The 18,939-nt window shown below is 62.7% G+C and carries 20 protein-coding genes; 7 read left to right on the top strand and 13 right to left on the bottom strand.

Annotated elements, in window-relative coordinates:
• Positions 1-53 precede the first annotated feature (53 nt).
• Positions 54-1,052: a bile acid:sodium symporter family protein gene (locus tag HX817_RS25875; RefSeq protein ID WP_087694198.1), complete on the bottom strand. Its 999-nt coding sequence runs from the start codon at positions 1,050-1,052 to the stop codon at positions 54-56.
• 85 nt (positions 1,053-1,137) lie between these two features.
• On the opposite strand from HX817_RS25875, the gene HX817_RS25870 reads away from it, so the two are divergent.
• A complete protein-coding gene (locus HX817_RS25870) occupies positions 1,138-1,926 on the top strand; it encodes a helix-turn-helix domain-containing protein (RefSeq protein WP_177041607.1) in 789 nt (262 codons plus the stop codon).
• Between the two features lie 215 nt (positions 1,927-2,141).
• On the opposite strand, the gene HX817_RS25865 is transcribed toward HX817_RS25870, so the two are convergent.
• The 7 genes from HX817_RS25865 to HX817_RS25835 form a co-directional block, all read right to left on the bottom strand.
• Positions 2,142-3,377 carry a Zn-dependent hydrolase gene (locus HX817_RS25865; protein WP_177041606.1) on the bottom strand — a complete coding sequence of 412 codons (1,236 nt, stop codon included), beginning with the start codon at positions 3,375-3,377 and terminating at the stop codon, positions 2,142-2,144.
• Positions 3,374-3,865 carry an L-2-amino-thiazoline-4-carboxylic acid hydrolase gene (locus HX817_RS25860; RefSeq protein ID WP_010173377.1) on the bottom strand — a complete coding sequence of 164 codons (492 nt, stop codon included), beginning with the start codon at positions 3,863-3,865 and terminating at the stop codon, positions 3,374-3,376. The genes HX817_RS25865 and HX817_RS25860 overlap by 4 nt, the downstream gene beginning before the upstream one ends.
• A gap of 31 nt (positions 3,866-3,896) precedes the next feature.
• Positions 3,897-5,036: a branched-chain amino acid ABC transporter substrate-binding protein gene (locus HX817_RS25855; RefSeq protein ID WP_177008268.1), complete on the bottom strand. Its 1,140-nt coding sequence runs from the start codon at positions 5,034-5,036 to the stop codon at positions 3,897-3,899.
• A 66-nt stretch (positions 5,037-5,102) separates the two neighbouring features.
• Positions 5,103-5,819 carry an ABC transporter ATP-binding protein gene (locus HX817_RS25850; RefSeq protein ID WP_008436935.1) on the bottom strand — a complete coding sequence of 239 codons (717 nt, stop codon included), beginning with the start codon at positions 5,817-5,819 and terminating at the stop codon, positions 5,103-5,105.
• Entirely contained in the window at positions 5,812-6,585 is a 774-nt protein-coding gene (locus tag HX817_RS25845) for an ABC transporter ATP-binding protein (RefSeq protein ID WP_177008269.1), read from the bottom strand. The genes HX817_RS25850 and HX817_RS25845 overlap by 8 nt, the downstream gene beginning before the upstream one ends.
• Positions 6,582-7,667: an ABC transporter ATP-binding protein gene (locus HX817_RS25840; protein WP_087694203.1), complete on the bottom strand. Its 1,086-nt coding sequence runs from the start codon at positions 7,665-7,667 to the stop codon at positions 6,582-6,584. Before HX817_RS25840 ends, HX817_RS25845 begins: the two co-directional genes overlap by 4 nt.
• Complete coding sequence (locus tag HX817_RS25835) at positions 7,664-8,611, bottom strand: branched-chain amino acid ABC transporter permease (RefSeq protein WP_003207963.1); 948 nt, start codon at positions 8,609-8,611, stop codon at positions 7,664-7,666. The genes HX817_RS25840 and HX817_RS25835 overlap by 4 nt, the downstream gene beginning before the upstream one ends.
• A gap of 172 nt (positions 8,612-8,783) precedes the next feature.
• Between HX817_RS25835 and HX817_RS25830 the strand changes: the two genes are divergently transcribed.
• Positions 8,784-9,683: a LysR substrate-binding domain-containing protein gene (locus tag HX817_RS25830; RefSeq protein WP_087694204.1), complete on the top strand. Its 900-nt coding sequence runs from the start codon at positions 8,784-8,786 to the stop codon at positions 9,681-9,683.
• A gap of 137 nt (positions 9,684-9,820) precedes the next feature.
• On the opposite strand, the gene HX817_RS25825 is transcribed toward HX817_RS25830, so the two are convergent.
• Positions 9,821-10,822, bottom strand: coding sequence for an ABC transporter substrate-binding protein (locus tag HX817_RS25825; protein WP_177022740.1), 1,002 nt, complete (start codon positions 10,820-10,822; stop codon positions 9,821-9,823).
• A 157-nt stretch (positions 10,823-10,979) separates the two neighbouring features.
• Here HX817_RS25825 and HX817_RS25820 point away from each other — a divergent pair, with 157 nt between their 5' ends.
• Together HX817_RS25820 and HX817_RS25815 are read left to right on the top strand one after the other, a co-directional pair.
• Positions 10,980-11,876, top strand: a complete 897-nt coding sequence (locus tag HX817_RS25820) for a LysR family transcriptional regulator (protein WP_177041602.1) — start codon at positions 10,980-10,982, stop codon at positions 11,874-11,876.
• A gap of 120 nt (positions 11,877-11,996) precedes the next feature.
• Complete coding sequence (locus HX817_RS25815; protein ID WP_177041599.1) at positions 11,997-12,425, top strand: hypothetical protein; 429 nt, start codon at positions 11,997-11,999, stop codon at positions 12,423-12,425.
• 15 nt (positions 12,426-12,440) lie between these two features.
• On the opposite strand, the gene HX817_RS25810 is transcribed toward HX817_RS25815, so the two are convergent.
• Positions 12,441-13,190: an SDR family NAD(P)-dependent oxidoreductase gene (locus HX817_RS25810; RefSeq protein WP_177022737.1), complete on the bottom strand. Its 750-nt coding sequence runs from the start codon at positions 13,188-13,190 to the stop codon at positions 12,441-12,443.
• Positions 13,191-13,337: 147 nt separating this feature from the next.
• Here HX817_RS25810 and HX817_RS25805 point away from each other — a divergent pair, with 147 nt between their 5' ends.
• Positions 13,338-14,207, top strand: a complete 870-nt coding sequence (locus tag HX817_RS25805; RefSeq protein WP_177022736.1) for an AraC family transcriptional regulator — start codon at positions 13,338-13,340, stop codon at positions 14,205-14,207.
• A gap of 19 nt (positions 14,208-14,226) precedes the next feature.
• Here the strand turns inward: HX817_RS25805 and HX817_RS25800 are convergent, their stop codons facing one another.
• The 3 genes from HX817_RS25800 to HX817_RS25790 are packed head-to-tail and all read right to left on the bottom strand — an operon-like array spanning position 14,227 to position 16,362.
• The gene (locus tag HX817_RS25800) at positions 14,227-15,204 is read right to left on the bottom strand and encodes a trans-acting enoyl reductase family protein (RefSeq protein ID WP_177041597.1); all 978 of its coding nucleotides are present in this window, start codon (positions 15,202-15,204) and stop codon (positions 14,227-14,229) included.
• Positions 15,201-15,602 carry a VOC family protein gene (locus HX817_RS25795; protein ID WP_177022735.1) on the bottom strand — a complete coding sequence of 134 codons (402 nt, stop codon included), beginning with the start codon at positions 15,600-15,602 and terminating at the stop codon, positions 15,201-15,203. Before HX817_RS25795 ends, HX817_RS25800 begins: the two co-directional genes overlap by 4 nt.
• 16 nt (positions 15,603-15,618) lie before the next feature.
• On the bottom strand, positions 15,619-16,362 hold the full coding sequence (locus HX817_RS25790) for an SDR family NAD(P)-dependent oxidoreductase (RefSeq protein ID WP_177041595.1): 744 nt from the start codon (positions 16,360-16,362) through the stop codon (positions 15,619-15,621).
• A gap of 139 nt (positions 16,363-16,501) precedes the next feature.
• On the opposite strand from HX817_RS25790, the gene HX817_RS25785 reads away from it, so the two are divergent.
• On the top strand, positions 16,502-17,398 hold the full coding sequence (locus HX817_RS25785) for an AraC family transcriptional regulator (protein ID WP_177041593.1): 897 nt from the start codon (positions 16,502-16,504) through the stop codon (positions 17,396-17,398).
• Positions 17,399-17,448: 50 nt separating this feature from the next.
• Positions 17,449-18,765, top strand: coding sequence for a putrescine-ornithine antiporter (gene potE, locus HX817_RS25780; protein ID WP_177041591.1), 1,317 nt, complete (start codon positions 17,449-17,451; stop codon positions 18,763-18,765).
• Positions 18,766-18,939 lie beyond the last annotated feature (174 nt).

Genomic DNA, 18,939 nt, shown 5'->3' with positions numbered 1-18,939 from the left:
GCCGGCCCGATGCCGGGCCTTGAGCCGCGCGCAAAAAATAGTAACACGACGATTCAGGGATCGACTTGCCCCATCAGCTCGGGAATCGACTCAGGACGCTTGGCATAGCGCTGGGCCAGCGCTGCGCAGACCATCAACTGGATCTGGTGAAACAGCATCAGCGGCAAGATCAGCACCCCCATGCTCGCCCCGGCAAACAACACCTGGGCCATCGGCACACCGGTGGCCAGGCTTTTCTTCGAGCCGCAGAACAGAATGGTGATCCGGTCTTCCTGGCTGAAGCCAAAAGCCTTGCCCAGCACCGTGGACGCCACCAGCACCAGCGCGAGCAACACACAGCACGCCACCACCAGGCCACCCAGTTCCCACAACGGAATCTGGTGCCAGATGCCCTCGTTGACCGCTTCGCTGAAGGCGCCGTAGACCACCAGCAAAATCGAGCCCTGGTCGACGAACTTCAGCCAGGATTTGTTACGCCCTACCCACTCGCCGATCCAGCGACGGGCGATTTGCCCGGCGATGAACGGTAGCAACAATTGAACACTGATTTTCAGGATCGCATCGACGGTGGAGCCGCCATCGCCATGCACATTCAGCAGCAACGTCACCAGCAATGGCGTCAGGAAGATCCCGAACAGGCTCGACGCCGCCGCGCTGCAAATCGCCGCCGGGATATTGCCCCGGGCCAGCGAGGTAAAGGCAATCGCCGACTGCACGGTGGCGGGCAACGCACACAAATAGAGCATGCCCATGTACAGGTCTTTACCGATCAGCGGCGACAACACCGGCTTGAGCGCCAGGCCCAGCAACGGAAACAGCACGAAGGTCAGGCTGAACACCAGCAGGTGCAGGCGCCAATGACCCGCACCGGCAACAATGGCCTGGCGCGACAGTTTCGCGCCGTGCAGGAAAAACAGCAGCGCGATGGCCAGGTTGGTCACCCAGCCAAAGGCCACGGCGGTCTGGCCGCTGGCGGGCAGCAGGGACGCGAGGATCACCGTGGCCACCAGGGTCAGGGTGAAGTTGTCAGGTAAAAAGCGTGGGCGGGTCATAGGCCAATCTTCCAGGGGTTGCCAAGAGCATCGTCGCGACTCTAACGTAACGGCTTGTTACCGACTAACGCCAATGAGCCAGTAAATGCCGCCAAAAGGACATGACAAAACCGTGCGCCGCAGCGTGCCCGGGCTTTCCAGCCTGCCCAGGCCGGTGTATGGCCGCACCGAATCCCTGCCCAACCGCGCGCTGACCCGCCGCCATAGTCACCCGTGGGTGCAGTTGTCCTACGCAATATCCGGGGTGCTGGAGATCCAGACCAGCGTAGGACGCTTCGTCGCGCCACCCCAGCGGGCCGTGTGGATACCGGCCGGCATGCCACACCGGGTGTTCAGTTCGCCCCATACCGAGATGCGCAGCCTGTACCTCGATTGCAGCGTCACCGCCTGGGCGGCCGACCACTGCCAGGTGCTGGCGGTGAGCAGCCTGTTGCGCGAGTTGATTCGCAGCTTCAGCGAATTGCCGGTGGAATACGCCGAGGATGGCCCGGATGGACGGCTGGCCCAAGTGGTGCTGGACCAACTGGCCGCCGCGCCCCAGGTCGACCTGATGTTGCCGCTGCCCGCCGACAGCCGCTTGCGGCAGATTTACCGCAGCCTGAACCTGCACCCGGAGCAGCAAACCACCCTGGGGCAGTGGAGCCAGAAACTGGCGGTCAGCGAGAAAACCCTCAGCCGGCTGTTCCTGAGCGACACCGGCCTGACCTTCCGTGCGTGGCGCCAGCGCCTGCGATTGTTGAGCGCCCTGCCCGCCCTGGAACAAGGCGAACGCGTGACCGATGTGGCGCTGGCCTGCGGCTACGAATCCACCTCGGCCTTCATCAACGCCTTCCGCCAGCAGTTCGACGCCACACCGGGCGAGTTCTTCCGCTGACCATCAGACAAAGAAGCTCCAGAGCGAAAACTGGATTTCCTATGGGAACTGGTTCCCCTGTGGAAACTCGGTCCTCTGTGGGAGCTGTCGAGCTTTAGCGAGGCTGCGATGGCAGCCTGACTGTCGACATCTCTATTGCCTGACAGGGCCTCATCGCAGCCTCGCTAAAGCTCGACAGCTCCCACAGGGAACCCAGTTGAACAGTTAAACCTCGCTCACTCCCCCGCCTTGGCCAACACCGCCTGCAACAACACATCCGCCCCCGCCGTCGACCACTGCGGATGAATCTCCTCCGCCTCGTTATGGCTCAACCCATCCACACACGGCACAAAAATCATCGCCGTCGGCGCCACCCGGTTCAGGTAGCAGGCATCATGCCCGGCCCCGGAAATCATGTCGCGATGGCTATACCCCAACGCTTGCGCCGATGCCCGCACCACCTCCACACACTCAGGGTCGAAGGCAATCGGCGCGTACTGGAAAATCTGCTTCACGCTGTGCTGCAAACCAATCCCCTCGGCGATCCGCGCCACCGCCGCCTGCAACTGCCGATCCTGATACCCCAGCACCGCTTCATCCGGATGCCGAAACTCCACACTGAAAAACACCCGCCCCGGCACCACGTTGCGTGAATTGGGGAAGATATTCGCCATGCCCACCGTCGCCCGCCCTTCGGCGCCCTGTTCCAGGCCGATCTGGTTCACCGCCTCCACCACCCGGGCAAACCCGAGCAACGCATCCAGCCGGTGATCCATCGGCGTCGTCCCGGCATGGGCGCTGCGCCCGCTCAGTTCCACTTCATACCAGCGCTGGCCCTGGGCGCCGGTGACCACACCGATGGTCAGGCCCTGTGCCTCAAGAATCGGCCCCTGTTCGATATGCAACTCAAACGCCGCATGCACCGCCTGGCCACCCACCGGATGCGCACCGGCATAGCCAATCTGCTGCAATGCCTGGCCGATGGTGATCCCGGCCTTGTCTTCCCGGGACAGGCCGTACTCCAGGTCAAACACCCCGGCATACACCCCCGAGGAAATCATCGCCGGCGCAAACCGCGAGCCTTCTTCGTTGGTCCAGTTCACCACTTCGATTGGCCGCTCGGTTTCAATCCCCAGGTCATTCAAGGTGCGCACCACCTCCAGCCCGGCCAGCACGCCGTAGATACCGTCGTACTTGCCGCCCGCCGGCTGGGAATCGCCATGGGAACCGGTCAGCACCGGGGCCAGGTGATCCTGGCGCCCGGCGCGACGGGCAAAGATATTGCCCATGGCATCCACCCGAATGCTGCACCCGGCCGCCTCGCACCATTGCACAAACAGGTCGCGACCGCGGCGGTCCTCATCCGTGAGGGCCAGGCGCGAGACCCCGCCCTTTTCGGTGCCGCCGATCTGCGCCATTTCCATCAGCGAGCCCCACAGGCGCTCGCCATTGACCCGCGCCAAGTCGTTCATGAACGCGGCTCCTGGGGTTTGGCCCGGTAGCGGAAGTCACAGTGATGGGCACCGCCCATGATGGTCTGGGTGCGGGTCAGCTTGATGTCCGGGTTGTAGCCGACGATAAACAGTTCGTCGCGGTTGCAGGACAGCAGGTGACCGATCTCGCCCAGGCCCATCTCGTGATACATCTCGGCATAGCGGCAGCGCTTCACGTCATAGTCGTAGTGCTCGGCGTCGCTGGCGATGATCTCGACCTTCAGCGCATCGTCCTTTTCCCAGAGCACTTGCAGCTCGACAAAGCTCTTGAGGTCGGCGCCCTGCTCTTCCAGCTCGGCAAAGTGCTTGCCGGCCTGGATCGCTGCATTGCCCACCGCCTCGCCGATCACCGCCGCCGCAAAGTCCTTGCCCTGCTCGCGCACCAGGATCTCGTAGATCGGCTTGATGATTTCGGCTTCGATCCGCCGCCGGGCCAGGATGCCCAGTTCACCTTCCAGCTTGCTCATTGTGTGCCTCCGTCAGCTCCACAGAATTCGTTTACTTGCCGCCCGCCACACTCACTGGCTGCCACTGATTGCCCTTGACCTGATACACGGTGAACGACGGCTTCTTCAGGTTGCCCTCGGCATCAAACGCAATGGTCCCGGTCACGCCCTGGTAGCTGATGGCGCGCAGCACCGGCAGGTACTTTTGCGGGTCCACCGAGTCGGCCTTCTCGATCGCCGCCACCAACACCCCGACACCGTCATAGGCAAACGGCGCGTGCAGTTCGATCGGCGCCTTGTAGCGATCCTTGTAAGCCTGCTCGAACGCCTTGCCACCCGGCATCTGTGCCACCGCCAGGCCCGGCTCCAGGGCAATCACGCCCTCGCCTTCGTTCTGCGCCAGTTGCAGGAAGGTCTGGCTGACAAACCCACCGGCCCCCATCAGCGGTGCCTTGATGCCCAGTTGCTTGATACGCCTGGCCAAAGGCGCGGCCTGGGAATCGACGCCACCAAAGAAAATCAGGTCCGGGTTCTGGCTTCGGATATTGGTCAGCACTGCGCTGAAATCGATGGTCTTGTCGTCGACGTATTCACGGGATACCACCTTGGCGCCACCGGCCTCGATGGATTTGACGAACTGGTCCGCCAGGCCCTGGCCGAATGCGGTGCGGTCGTCGATCACCGCAATGCGCCGGGCCTTGAGGGTGTTCAAAGCATAGTCGCCGGCCACCTGGCCGCCATCGTCGTCATGGCCCATGATCCGGAAGCTGGTGTCGAAGCCCTGCTGGGTATACGCGTGCCCGGTAGCAACCGGGGCGACTTGCGCGATACCTGCATCGTGATAAACCCGCGCCGCCGGAATGCTGGTGCCGGTGTTCCAGTGGCCGACCACGCCCACCACGCCTTCGTCCACCAGGCGCTGGGCCACGGTGACGGCGGTGCGCGGGTCGGACTGGTCGTCCTCGGACAGCAGCTTGAAGGTCACCGCCTCGCCGTTGATTTTCGGGTGTTTGGCGTTGGCCGCGTCGATGGCCAGTTGCGCGCCGTTTTCCAGGTCCTTGCCGATCCGCGCCGACGGGCCGGTCAACGGCCCGGCCAGGCCGATCAATACGGTCTGGTCGGCCTGGGCCATGGCACTCGCCAGGCTGCTCAGGGCCAGGCCGATCACTAGGGTGTGCTTGAAAGTCTTCATCAGTGGTTCCTGTTTCTTTACGGGCTGGTCGGAACACGCCGGGCGTCCGGTAGCGTCAGGGTTGATTCATTCACCGAGGTAGGCACTGCGCACCTCGGGGTGGTCGAGCAATTCATGGGACGGGCCAGTGAGGCTGATACGCCCGGTGTCCATCACATAGGCACGGTCGGTGACCTGCAGCGCGAGCCGGGCGTTCTGCTCTACCAGCAGCAGGGTCATGCCCTGGCGGCACACGTCGTCGATCACCTGGAAGATCTTCTCCACCATGATCGGCGCCAGGCCCATGGACGGTTCGTCCAGCACCAGCAAGCGCGGCTTGGAGAGCAGCGCCCGGGCCAGCGCGAGCATCTGTTGCTCGCCACCGGAGAGCAGGCCGGCGGACTGCTGCAGGCGCTCCTCCAGACGCGGGAAGTGCTCGAACAACTGGCGGATCTCGCGGTTCACCTGCTCGGTGTCACGACGCAGGAAGGCCCCGGCCTGGAGGTTTTCCAGGACGCTCATGCGCGCAAAGATCCCGCGCCCTTCCGGTACCATCGCAATGCCCTGGCGCAGCAATTGGTCCGGCGCCTGGCCGAGGATCGAACGCCCGGCGAAGTGAATCTGCCCCGCCGCTGCCGGCAGCAATCCGGTCAGGGCCTTGAGGCTGGAGGTCTTGCCGGCACCGTTGGCGCCGATCAACGTCACTCGCTCGCCTTCGCCGATGTGTAAATCCAGGGACTTGACCGCTTCGATGGCGCCGTAGCGCACCTGCAAGCCGTCGACTTTCAATAAAGGTTCAGACATGGGCGCTGGCTCCCAGATAGGCCTGGATCACCGCCGGGTCGTGGCGCACCTCGGCAGGCGCGCCCACGGCGATCACTTGGCCGTAATCGAGCACGCTGATGCGGTCGCACACCCCCATCACCAGCTTCACGTCGTGCTCGATCAGCAGCAGCGTGTGGCCGTCGTCGCGGATCTTTTCCAGCAGGCCGCGCAGTTGCACTTTCTCGGCAGCGTTCATCCCGGCGGCCGGCTCGTCGAGGGCCAGCAAACGTGGTTCAGTGGCCAGGGCCCGGGCGATTTCCAGGCGGCGTTGGTGGCCGTAGGAGAGGCTGTCGGCGCGGTAATTGGCGAACCCCGCCAGCCCGACATACGCCAACAGGCGATGGGCATGGGCGCGGGTTTGCGCTTCTTCTTCCCGGGCTCGACGATGGCGACTCAAGGCGGCCCACACGCCATTGCGGGTGCGCACATGGCGGCCGACCATGACGTTTTCCAACGCGCTCATGGTGTTGAACAGGCGGATATTCTGGAAGGTCCGGGCGATGCCGGCCTGGGCCACCTGGTGCACGCTGGCCGGCTTGTAGTCCTCGCCGTCGAGCTGGAAGCGCCCGGAATCCGGGGTATACAGGCCGGTCATCACGTTGAAGAAGGTGGTTTTACCGGCGCCATTGGGGCCGATCAAGCCATAGATCTCCCCAGGCTGGATGCTCAGGCTCACGTCGGTGAGCGCCGCCACGCCACCGAAGCGCTTGTTCACCTGGTCAATCTGCAACAGCGGCTGATTCATCGTGCCACTCCTTTTGGCCACAGGCCTGCCGGTCGATAGAGCATCGCCAGGATCAGCGCGAGCCCGTAGAACAACTGACGAATGATTTCCGGGTCCACCAGCACCTGGCCGAACAGCGCCTGCTGCAACGGGCCCATGCTCGCGCGCAAGGCTTCGGGCAACGCCGCCAGCAATACGCAGCCGAGAATCACCCCGGGGATATGGCCCATGCCGCCGAGCACCACCATCGCCAGCACCGCGATGGACTCATTGAGAGTGAAGGACTCCGGCGAGACAAAACCCTGGAACGAGGCAAACAACGCCCCGCTCACGCCGCCAAACCCGGCACCGATGGCGAACGCCAACAGCTTCAAGCGCAGGGTGTTGACGCCCATGGCCTGGGCCGCTTCCTCATCTTCACGAATCGCCACCCAGGCCCGCCCGATGCGCGAACGCTCCAGGCGAATGCAGGCAAACAGGATCAGCACCACCAGCGCGGCGAACAGGTAGTAGTACAGATAGACCGAAGGCAGGCGCAGGCCGAACAGCTCCTGGGTGCGCCCGAGGTTGATCCCCAGCAGGTTGACCGGGTCGACCTGGGAAATACCTTTGGGCCCGTTGGTGATGTTCACCGGGCGATCCAGGTTGCGCAGCAATATGCGGATGATTTCACCAAAGCCCAGGGTCACGATGGCCAGGTAATCGCCGCGCAGGCGCAAGGTCGGTGCGCCCAACAACACGCCAAAGCCCGCTGCCAGCAACGCGGCCAAGGGCAGGATCAACCAGATCGAGGTGTGCATGCCCGCCGGCAGCAGCGCCATCAGCGCCGGGAATTGCTGCAACAGATGCGGCGATGACAGCAATGCGGCGAGGTACGCGCCCACTGCGTAGAACGCGATAAAACCCATGTCCAGCAGCCCGGCGTAGCCCACGACGATGTTCAGGCCCAGGGCCAGCATGATGTACAGCAAGGCGAAATCGAGGGTGCGCACCCAGGTATTGCCGCCGGCATGCCCGACAATCCACGGCGCCAGCACCAGCGCCACGGCGAACAATACAAGGCCAAAGCTGGCGCGCTGGCGGGAGGTATTCAGGACACTCATGCGCGGGTCGCCAGTCGTTCGCCCAACAGCCCCGAAGGACGAAACACCAGCACCGCGATCAACACGATAAAAGCAAACACATCCTGGTAATTGCTGCCGAACACACCCTGGGTGGCAGCGCCCAGGTAGCCGGTACCCAGGGCTTCGATCAACCCCAGCAGCAGGCCGCCAAGCATCGCGCCCTTGAGGTTGCCGATGCCGCCCAATACGGCTGCGGTGAACGCCTTGATGCCCGGCAGGAAACCCATGTAGAAATGCGCGCTGCCGTAGTTGCTCGCCATCATGATCCCGGCCAATGCCGCCAGGGCGCCGCCAATGGCAAAGGTCAGCACGATGATGCGATTCGGGTTGATGCCCATCAGGCTCGCCACCTGCGGGTTCTCGGCCACGGCGCGCATGGCCCGACCAAAGCGTGTGCGTTCCACCAGCACCAGCAGCGCGACCATTACCGACAGTGCGACGGCAATGGTGGTCAGGGCGGTAGCGTTGGTGATCGCCGGATGCGCCGAAGCTCCCGCGAGCACTTCAATCGGTTCCAGCGGCAGCAGTTGCGGGAACATCTGCGGGTTACGCGTCCACACCAACATGGCGATGGTTTGCAGCAACAACGACACCCCGATGCCGCTGATCAATGGCGCTAGGCGCGGCGCATTGCGCAGGCGCCGGTAAGCGACCCGCTCAATCAGCACCGCGAGTACCGCGCAGAACGCCATGGCAATCACAGTGGCTGCCAGCAGCACCAGCACCGGCGGCATCGCCGGCCATGTCACCTGCAACAGGCGAATCACCGAGAGGCCCACCAAAGCGCCAATCATCAACACATCGCCATGGGCAAAGTTGATGATCCGCAAAATGCCGTAGACCATGGTGTAACCCAAGGCCACTAGCGCGTAGAGACTGCCCGTCATCAAACCATTGAGCAGTTGCTGGATAAACGCATCCATGGAAACCATCGACCTCACTACTGACGAGGGCGGCACACTAAGCATCTATTCTGTTTTTATCAAATATCAGAAATTCATATGGTTATGCCAAACGCATAAAGCGCTATAACCGCCATAAATACGGCATTTATGGCTCTTTATTTGCCATCTCACTTAGTATTTAATTCAACACATGAATAATTTAGAACAGCTAGCCAATGACCCGCCGTTGCGTGCCGTGCGCACCTTCGAAGCGTTTGCCCGCCACGGCGGAGTGAATTCCGCCGCCCGCGAGCTGGACGTGTCGCCCTCCGCCGTCAGCCATCAACTGCACCTGCTGGAAAGCTTTCTGCAGCAACCGCTGACCTTGCGCCAGGGCCGCAACCTGGTGCTCACCGAAGAAGGCCGCGAGTACTACCGCGCAATTCGCTCGGCCTTCGCCGTACTGCGCAGCGCCACCGAACACGTGCGGGAAAAAAGCGCCACACGCCAGGTCACCATCAGCCTGATCCCGCTGTTCGGCATCAACCTGTTCATCCCGCGCCTGGCACAGTTCCTCAAGGACCACCCGGCGCTGGACATCAACGTCACCTACGCCAACCACCGCAGCTACCCCAGCGACGCTGCCGATTTATCGATCCGCTTCGGCACCGGGCACTGGCCGGGGTACCACAGCGAGCCGCTGATTTCCGGGGCGGTGACGCCGTATTGCAGCCGCGCATTCCTGGAGCAACACGGGCCGATCGACACACCTGAGGCGCTGAGTGAATTACCGCTGTTGCACGACGAAGAGCGCGGCACCTGGAGCCAATGGTTCCAGGCCGCCGACGTGCATCACGGGACCGCGTTGAATGGTTTGCTGCTGGAGGATGGTCAGTTGGCGCTGACGGCCACGCTGACCGGATTGGGCTGCTCACTGCTGCGCGCGCCACTGGTTGCGCCGCATGTGGCAAATGGGGAGTTGGTGAAGCTGTTTGATCTACAGGTCGATGATGGCCGCCAGTACTACCTGTGCCGGCGGGCCAACAGCGAGTTGTCGAGCGAGGGGAATCACTTGTACGACTGGATCAAGAACAACCTTGCGGGGAATTGAAAACACCGCAGATCCAATGTGGGAGCGGGCTTGCTCGCGAATGCGGTGGTTCAGCCAGCACATGTATCGACTGACCCACCGCATTCGCGAGCAAGCCCGCTCCCACATTTTTGTGTGCGTTTCAATTCAGAATGGAGTCAGCTGCCGTTCCCGCCATGCGCCTCTTCAAAGAAGTAATCCTTCCAGCTCCCCGCCTTGTTCTTCAACACGCCCAACTCCTGCAATTTCTCGGCATAGATATAGGTACGCTGCGGCACGATGGTGAAGTCGATTTCCGGGTCCTGGACAATCTTCTCCACCAGCGCCAGCGGTAGCTTCGACTGCTCTACACGAATGTAAGCCTGGGCCGCTGCCGGCTTGTCGGCCTTGATGATTGTCTCGGCCTCGGCCAACGCGTCATAGAACGCCTTGTAGGTCTTGGGGTTCTCGTCGTGGAATTTCTCGGTGGTGTACAGCACATTGAACGTCGCCGGGCCGCCGAGAATGTCGTAGGAACTCAGCACCTTGTGCACCTTGGGATTCAACAACTCCTGGTACTGGAACGGCGGGCTGGAAAAATGCGCGTTGATCTCCGAACCGCCAGCAATCAGCGCCGCAGTGGCGTCCGGATGCGCCAGGCTGATGGAGATATCGTCGAACTTCTTGTAGTTGTCGTTCCCGAACTGCTTGGCGGTTTCAATCTGCAAGGTACGCGACTGAAAACCCACACCGGCGGCCGGTACGGCGATGCGGTCTTTTTCGCTGAAGTCCTTGAGGGTCTTCACATCCGGGTTATTGGTCAGCAGGTAGTTGGGCATCGAGCCCAGCGAGGCGATGGCCTTGACGTTCTGCTTGCCCTTGGTGCGGTCCCACAGCGTCAGCATCGGCGGCACACCTGCCGACACCACGTCCAGCGCGCCGGCCAGCAGCGACTCGTTCATCGCGGTGGCGCCGGAGATACTGTTCCACTCCACCTTGATGTCCAGGCCCTGTTCCTTGCCGTGTTTCTCGATCAGGTTCTGGTCACGAACCACATCGAGGATCAAGTAGCCGATGCCGAATTGCTGGGCGATGCTGATCTTGCCTTCGGCGTGTGCACCAAGGCTGAGGAGCGCACTGGCTGCTGCCAGGAGCGTCAGGGTGGGTCGTTTTATTATCATGAGAACGCTGCCGCGAGGTTGAGAAGGGTTGCGAGCGTAGCGGCCCACGTACAGTGCGAAAAAGAATATCGCGATCTATGGATATACGAAAAACACTGCCCGCCGGCGCTGCTATATTGCGCGCCTGTGCCTGATGTCATCCCCGGAGCCACTCTGCATGCTGCGCACCAACCTCAACGAGATGCTGATCTTCATGGCGGTGGTCGATGGCGCCAGCTTCGTCGCCGGTGGCCAGGCCATGGGGCTGACCCGCTCGGCGGCCGGCAAGGCGGTGGCGCGCCTGGAGGACAGCCTTGGTGTGCGCCTGTTGAACCGCACCACCCGCACCTTGAGCCTTACCGACGAAGGCCGCGCGCTGTATGACCAGGGTCTGGAGATCCTCGCCGCAGTGGACAACGCCCAAAGCCGCATCGGCCAGCCCACCGGGGTACCGCGCGGTTTATTGCGGCTTACAGTGCCCGATGCGTTCGGGCGCAAGGTGTTGCTGCCGTTGTTGAAGAAATACCTGCACGCCTGGCCCGAGGTGCAGGTGGAAGTCAGTTTCAGCGACCGCACCGCCGATATCGTCGAGGACGGCTTCGACCTGGCCATCCGCATCGGCAGCGCCAACACCGACCGCCAACTGGTTTCCCGGGTGGTCGCTCGTTATCAGGCGCTGCTGTGCGCCGCACCGGACTATCTCGCCGAGCACGGCATGCCCCGGGACATGGACGCCCTCGCCCACCACGACTGCCTGTATTTCAGCAGCCGCACGCGCAAGCAAAGCTGGCGCTTTCGCGAAGCGGACGGCACCTGGGTCAAGGCGTACGGGCGCAGCCGCCTGCGCCTGGACAGCGGCGAAGCACTGCGCGACGCTGCCATGTCCGGGCTGGGCATCGCCTTGCTGCCGGACTTCGTGGTGGCCGAGGACCTGGCTGCCGGGCGCCTGGTACAGGTGCTGCCCGACCTGGACGCCGGGGACGTGGAGATCCTGGCGATGTACCCGAGCAAACGCTTCCTGGAGCCTCGGGTACGGCGCTTTATCGACCTGATGGTGGATGAGCTGGCGGACTGATCACCGTAACAAGGGCATTGGCGAATGGACGTCCCCACTGAGGCGACCAAAAACTACCCGCCCACGCCCTTCGGCTGGTATCGTGCCGCCCTTGAAAAAACCGCTGCGAGGAAATGGACCTTGAACAATGACGAAAAAATGACCGGGGACCTGTTCGAGGTGGACAAACGCCTGTCACTCAAGCCCGTGGTGGACTTCAACAACTACCTGCGCAGCGCTTTCGGCGATGGCCCCTGCACCTGCATCCGCTGCGTCGCCAGCGAAGGCAACGAGGCCGGTTACGAGTTTCAGCACACCTTCGATTTCGACGGCAAAAAAACCCACCGTCGCTTCGCCTCCACCGCCGGCAGCGACGTGCTGTTGATACTGAAGAAAGCCTGGTTGTCTTACACCAAGGCCGAGCTGCCGTTGAGCGGCGCGCTGGGGCTGGACACGGTGAAAGAGTTTGTCGAGCCGCAATTGCACAAGCGCGTGGCACCGCTGTTGCTGGCCAGTGGGTTGGTCAAGGATATGGAAGGTGAATGGCGGATGCAGCCGCAGGCCGCCTGATCCGCCCTGCGTTGATCAGTAACCCACGCCACGCACCCCACCCGAAACGCGAATGGATTCGCCGGTGACCCAATGGGCGTCGTCGGACGCCAGGAACACCGCAACCGGCGCGATATCATCCGGCTCGCCAAAGCGCCCCAACGGCGTGCCCGCGATAAGCTGCTGGCCAAATTCACCGGCAAAATTGCCGGCGGTGGCCGGCGTATTTGTATGCCCCGGAAGGATCGAATTGACCCGGATCCCCTTCGGCCCCAGTTCACGCGCCAAGGCGAAGGTCAGCGTATCCACCGCGCCTTTGGTCGCCGAGTAGACGCTGGAGGCCAGGTAGGGATCGGTGCTGAGGATCGAGCTGATATTAATGATGCTGCCCCCTTGGCCAAACAACTTGACGGCTTCCCGAGCAGCCAGGAGATACCCCAGTACATTGAGGTTGAACTGGCGATGGAACGCCTCTTCGGTCAAGTCCTCGATCATCTGGAACACCGCGACACCGGCATTATTGACCAGGATGTCCAGGCGACCATATTCGCTTCTGATGGTGTCGAATAGTTGAATCACGTCGGCTGCCAGGCTCATGTCGGCCCGAACACTCATTGCGTTGCCGCCGTCGGCCTGGATCTGCGCCACCACCCCATCGGCCTCGGCTTTGCTGGATGAATAGTTGACCACCACCGTGGCCCCCGCTGCGCCCAGTGCCTTTGCGATACCTGCGCCGATGCCTTTTGAGGCGCCGGTAACAACTGCGATTTTTCCGTCGAGCTTCATGATGTGACCTTCCAAAGGATAAGTGATACCGCTTGCCTACAGTATTCAGGCCGCAGCGGATGCAGCGGTTGCCGGTTCTTCTCCCGTGCTTGCCTATTCTTCTCGCCTGGCTTGCGTTGCCCGGCGGCGTGCCTCATGTTCAACGCCATGAACAATCAACTCGATGAACTGCGCAGCCTGGTCATGCGTGCTGGCAACCAATGGACTGATACCGGCTTGCCGCGTGTGACGATGGTGCGGGCCGAAGCCTGTGCCGATCAGGTCTACCAGCCGATGCTGCACCTGGTCCTGCAAGGTTCGAAGACCTTGTGGATAGGTGACCAGGAGCAAACCTACGGGCCCGCCAGCTATTTCGTGGTGCCCGTCGAGGTACCCGCCACCGGCCAGATTCACCCCTGCGCCCCGGGGCTGCCTTATCTGGCTCTGAGCCTGACCCTGGACCACAACGTGATCGCCACGCTATTGGCCGACGAGATCGAAACCGGCGAGCGCACGACCGACAGTTGCTTTGCCGCCGTACCTGCACCCGCCGAGCTGATCGATGCCTGGCTGCGCATGCTGCGGCTGATGGACCGGCCCAGCGAAGTTGCGGTATTGGCGCCGATGATCGAGCGGGAGATTCTGTTTCGGGTTTTGCAGGGCCCGCTACGGGCAACGTTACTGGACATGGCCCGTCCCGACGGCCGCCTGGCGCAGATCCGCCGCGCGACCGAGTGGATTCGCCAGCATTTCAATCAACCCTTTCGCGTTGAGCCATTGGCCGCCATGTCCGACATGAGCGTCGCGGCGTTCTATCGGCACTTCAAAGCCATTACGGCCATGACCCCGATTCAGTACCAGAAACGCCTGCGCCTGCTCAGGGCACGCTGGTTGCTGCTGTTCGACACCAAGGATGCAGCGTCGATTGCATTCAGCGTCGGTTATGAAAGCGCCTCACAGTTCAGCCGCGAATATGCCCGGCTATTTGGCTTGCCGCCGGGGCGTGATGCCGCCAGGTTCAAGGCGCCTGGCGGGTGACGAGGGTCCGGTGATTGGCTTACACGTCAATAATCGTGGTACCCGCGATGGTTTCGGCAAACCCCATACCCAACACTCGCCCCGGCGTTGCGAACCCCGGTTGGCGTTCACCGGCCAACACCCGGCGTGCCGCCTCCACCGCCGCCAATGGCGTGTAGGTGTAGCCGTTGACGGTCTCGATCACCGAGCGCACCACCCGGCCATCGGCCCCTGTGACTTCTGCCACTGCCCGGGCACGATGGGCCTCACGCTGTTGAAGACTGGGGCCGTCGGGCAGTTGTGACAGGTCACCCTCGGGAAACGCATCGCCGCTGATGTGCACGAACATGGCGATATTCGGGATGCCCGTGGAATGCCACGCCGTCACCAAATCACCAAAGGACAGCGGCGCACACAGTACCGGGCCATCGCCAAAATCCATGAACTGCGGTTGTGCATCCGGGATAGCGATGAGCTGCCCGTCCACCCGCACCAGGAGCCCCGCACCGATGATTTCACCCACGCTCAAGGCCGAGCCCCGGGACATGGGACCGGCGACCTGCAGCGCGACTTTCAGCGACTGCGGGTTCTGAACACGGCGCGCCACATGCATCGCCAGACTATCCGTCGGCACCACGTCCCAGCCAACCCCGGGCAACAGCATGACGCCTGCCTCAGCTGCACGCGCGCCCAGTTGCCTTGCCAAGCGGTAAACGTTGATTTCGGCGGTGATGTCCAGGTAGTCGACGCCTGCTGCAATACACGCCTGCATCAGCGCGCCCGCCGTCTGCGCAAACGGCCCCGCGAAGTTCAACAGCACGTCGATGCCATCCAGGGCGTCCGTTTCCAGGGTGTCCGGGCTGAATACTCGGTACGGCACACCCAGTTGCGCAGCCAGCGGTTCCAGCCGTTGGCGGTTGCGCCCGGCGATCACCAGGTCCAGCCCGTGTGCCTTGGCGTTTTCGGCCGCCATGCGTCCGGTGTAGCCCGTGGCGCCGTAGATCATTAAGGTTTTCATTGGACGTGCTGCCAGTTCTTGTAGACAAATTCCAGGCTGTAGCCGTCAGGGTCCAGCACGTTGGCCGCGTAGTAGTTCGGGTCATAGTGCAATCGTGCCCCAGGGGCTCCATTGTCGACGGCGCCCGCGTTCATCGCCGCCAGGTAAGCCGCATCGACCTCGACCCGGCTGCCGGCGACGAACCCCACATGCACCGCCCTGCCCTCGACCGCGCCCTCGCGCAACCAGAAGAAGATCCGCCCGTTCGCGCCGAACCCCTTGAGGTCCGGGTGGCCCGGCGGGCCGTCCTTGCCGTCGTAGTCGTGGCGCGTGGTGATGCCCAGCGGTGTCAGTGCAGCACGGTAGAAGTCAATCGAGCGTTGTATGTCGCTGACCGACAAAAACAGATGATCCAGCATAGTTCAGCCTCGCTTTTCAGATGAGGTAACCGCCCGCGACCTCGATCGTCTGGGCATTGATCCAGCGGCCTTCGTCAGACAGCAACATGGCGATCACACGCGCCACGTCCTCTGGCTCCCCAACCCGACCAAGGGCGGTTTGTGCAGCCAGCAGCGCTTCGAACTCATCATTGAGCCCGCCGCCCAGTTCGGTACGGATGGCTCCCGGAGAGACGGCATTTGCACGGATCTGCCGCTCGCCAAACTCCTTGGCCATGTAACGGGTGAGTACATCCAGCGCGCCCTTGAAGGTTGCGTAAGGTGCTACGCCAGCGGTGGCGACGCGAGTTGTCGCGCTGGTGAGGTTGACGATGCAGGCGTGGGCTTGCAGCAGCGGCAACAGGGCTTGAGTCAGGAAAAACGGCCCTTTGAGGTGCACATTCAGCAGGCCGTCGAACTGGGCCTCGGTGACCGATTCCAGGGGATTGAACAGTCCATAACCGGCGTTATTCACCAGGCCATTCAACCCACTCACACCCCAGGTGGCCGATAACGCCTGCTTTACCGCCTCGCCAAAACCTTGGAAGGAACTGATGTCGGCCACGTCCAATGGCAGCGCGACCGCCTTGCCGCCCGACGATACGATTCGCTGCACAACCGCCTGGGCGGCCTCTGGATGATTGTTGTAGGTCAGGATCACGCCCATGCCTTGCCGGGCACACAGTTCTGCGGTGCTGGCACCAATGCCACGGCTGCCGCCGGTAATGAGGATAACGCCCATGTGTGGCTCCACTGCTTGCTCAAATGAGTCACCACAGTAGGCTTGCGCGCCTGCGCCGACGCAGCCGTTCCTGCTCGAAACCTGCCTGTTTCTGCTTTTTGCTTGCACAGGGCACACCTGGGCGCTCAGCATGCCCGGCATGAACACACAACTGATCGAACTGCGTACCCTGGCCGCCAAGGCTGAAAACCGTCGCACTGAAACCGGCATCCCGCGAGTGGCCATGGTCCAGGGCGCGATTCCCGAGCACATGCTGGCCGCGGTGTACGACCCGATGATCAACCTGATCCTGCAGGGCAGCAAATCCATGACGGTGGGTGATCGCACGCTGCGATACGACCCGGCGACCTATTTCGTGATGTCCATCGAACTGCCCGCCGTGGGCACCGTGCACCCGGCGGCGACCGGCGAACCCTACCTGGCGGTCAGCCTGACCCTCGACCCGACGGTACTCGCGACGCTGCTGAGCGACTTGCCCAAACCTGCCGGGCGCTACGACCACGATGCGGGTTTTTCCGTGGCCGCCGTCACCCCCGAACTGATGGACGCCTGGCTGCGCATGCTGCGGCTGATGGGCAACCCTGAGGCGATCACAGCCCTCGCACCGGTATACGAGCGCGAGATCCTCTACCGCGTATTGCAAGGCCCCCACGGCTGGATGCTGCGTGAAATCGCCGCGCCGGACACCGCCATGGCCCGGGTGAGCCAGGCCATCCAGTGGATCCGCCGAGACTTCGCCGAACCGATCCGGGTCGAAGCCCTGGCACAGAAAGCCGCAATGAGCGTGTCGGCCTTTCACCGCCACTTCAAGGCCGTCACCAACCTGAGCCCGTTGCAGTACCAGAAGCGCGTGCGCCTGCTACAGGCGCGCACGCTGATGGTGGGCGGCGCCAGGAACGTCACCAGCGCCGCCTTCGAAGTCGGCTATGAAAGCGCCACTCAGTTCAGCCGCGATTACGCCCGGGTGTTCGGCCTGCCGCCGGCTCGCGATGCCGCGCGAATCCTCGGAGAAAACCGGAGCCCGAAGGCACGCTGACCACAACGTGCTAGCCTGCCATCGCACGCCCCCACGACAAGGAGTCGCCGATGGCCGAGCCAAGCAAAAAGATGAGCCTGATGGGCCTGACCACCCTGGTGGCGATCAACATGATGGGCTCGGGCATCATCATGCTGCCCGCCAGCATGGCGCAATTGGGTGCGATTTCGCTGCTGTCGTGGCTGATCACCGCCGTGGGCTCGATGGCGATCGCGTACTGTTTTGCCCAGTGCGGCCTCTTCTGCACCCGCACCGGCGGCATGTCGGCCTACACCGAAGAGGCCCACGGCAAGTCCGGGTTCTTCCTGTGTTCGTTCCTGTATTTCCTGTCGCTGATCATCGCCAACGTGGCAATTGCGATTTCGGCGGTGGGCTACCTGTCGTCCTTCATCCCGTGGCTGGGCAGCGGCCCCATCCCCTTGTTCATCGGCACCCTCGGGCTGATCTGGCTGACCACCGTGGCCAACTTCGGCGGCCCGCGCCTGACTGGCCGGATCGGCGTGGTCACCGTATGGGGCGTGATCATTCCCGTGGCGGGCTTGAGCGTGATCGGCTGGTTCTATTTCAAGACGGAGGTGTTCAGCGATGCCTGGAACCCCAACCAACTGCAACTGTGGGATGCGATTGGCGCGAGTATCCCGCTGACCCTCTGGGCCTTCCTCGGCATGGAGTCCGCTGCCCAGGGCTATGACGCGGTGGAAGACCCCAAGCGCACCGTGCCGCTGGCCTGCCTGCTGGGCACCCTCGGCGCGGCGCTGGTGTATGTGCTGTCCACCAGCGTGATCCAGGGCATCGTGCCTAACGCCGAACTGGCCGAGTCTTCCGCGCCGTTTGCCCTGGTGTATGCGCAGATCTTTACGCCGCTGGTGGGCGATATCATCATGGCCCTGGCGGTAGTGGCGTGCATCGGCTCGCTGCTGGGCTGGCAATTCACCCTGGCGCAAACGGCCAAGATGTCGGCGGACCAGCGTCTGTTTCCGCGCTTCTTCAGCCGGATCAGCCGCGCCCACGCGCCGGTGTTGGGGCTGATTGCCTGCGCGGCGTTGCAGAGCTTGATTGCCTTGTCGACCATCTCGCCCACAGCCAGTGCGCAGTTCGGCAAGTTGGTGAACCTGGCGGTGGTGACCAATTTGATTCCTTACGTCACCGCGCTGACCGGGCTACTGGTGATGATGCACAAAGCGCGGGTGGCGGCGGTGGTGTATGCGCGCAATACCACGGTGTTGCTGATTGCCGTGGGGTATTCGCTGTATGCGATTTACGCGTGTGGTGAGGAGGCGGTGTTTGGTGCGACGCTGGTGTTGGCGTTTGGGTATCTGTTGTATGGGTTTTTGGCGCGGCGGTTTACCACGGCCGGTGGTGGGTGAATATCCGTTATTTTGGTGATGGCTGAGATTGGTTCCGCTCTTACAGCGGCTCACTTTTGAAAAGCGCAAAAGTAAGCAAAACGCTCTTGCCCCACCACTCGGCACCTCGCCTAGGCTCGGTGTGCCCTCACTCCGGCTTTGGACCGTGGGCCGCCGTCATGGGCCATCCTTGGC

This window comes from Pseudomonas sp. C6002, from assembly GCF_013385805.1.
In the GTDB taxonomy this organism is placed as follows: Bacteria; Pseudomonadota; Gammaproteobacteria; order Pseudomonadales; family Pseudomonadaceae; genus Aquipseudomonas.
The sequence above is the reverse complement of the archived record's forward strand: the minus strand, read 5'-3'. Positions and strand labels throughout refer to the sequence as shown.